Below are 1028 nucleotides of genomic sequence, written 5' to 3' on the forward strand. Positions count from 1 at the left end.
CGGGCCGACTGGCAGGGCAACCTCAGCCACCAGACCGGCAGCGGCCAGCCGACCGACAGGCGGCTGGACTGGAGCCGGTATTACGCCTACCGCGCGCTGCCGGCGCTGCGCTCGAAGCTGACGGTGGGGGAGAGCTACCTGGACTCCGGCATGTTCGACAGCTTCCGCTTTGCCGGCGCCAGCCTGGTATCGGACGACAACATGCTGCCGCCCAACCTGCGCGGCTATGCGCCGGAAGTGGTGGGCGTGGCGAAGACCAACGCCAAGGTGGTCATCAGCCAGCAGGGGCGGGTGCTGTACGAGACCACGGTCGCCTCAGGTCCATTCCGCATCCAGGACATCAACGACGCAGTGACGGGCGAGCTGAACGTGCGGGTCGAGGAGCAGGACGGCAGCGTGCAGGAATTTGTGGTGAACACCGCCAATATCCCGTACCTGACGCGCCCCGGCTCGGTGCGCTTCAAGCTGGCGGCGGGCAAGCCGGCGGACTGGCAGCACCACGCGCGCGGGCCGCTGTTCGGCACCGGCGAGTTTTCCTGGGGGGTAAGCAACGGCTGGTCGCTGTACGGCGGCGCGCTGGCGGGCGGCGACTATAACGCGGCCTCGCTGGGTATTGGTCGCGACCTGATGGTGCTGGGGGCGCTGTCGTTCGACGTCACCCAGTCGCGGGCGCGGTTGCCACAGGAAGACGGGACGCTGAGCGGCGGCTCGTACCGGCTGAGCTACTCGAAGAGCTTCGACGAGTACGACAGCCAGGTGACCTTCGCCGGCTACCGCTTCTCGGAGCGGGACTTTATGAGCATGGGCGAGTACCTGGACGCGCGCTACTACGGCAACCGCAACGGCAGCGGCAAGGAGATGTACACCGTCACCTTCAACAAACAGTTTCGCGACTGGGGGCTGAGCTCGTACCTCAACTACAGCCACGAGACCTACTGGGACCGGCCGGCCAACGACCGCTACAACCTGACGCTGTCGCGCTACTTCGACCTCGGGCGCTTTCGCAACCTGAGCCTGTCGCTGTCGGC

1 protein-coding gene is annotated in these 1028 nt (G+C 66.7%); it reads left to right on the forward strand.

Annotated elements, in window-relative coordinates:
- Positions 1 to 1028 (forward strand): fimbria/pilus outer membrane usher protein (locus AC6BYQ_RS28405; RefSeq protein WP_498057920.1); only part of this gene is annotated, 1028 nt, incomplete at both ends.

Source organism: Serratia sp. LTN-2 (assembly GCF_059740205.1).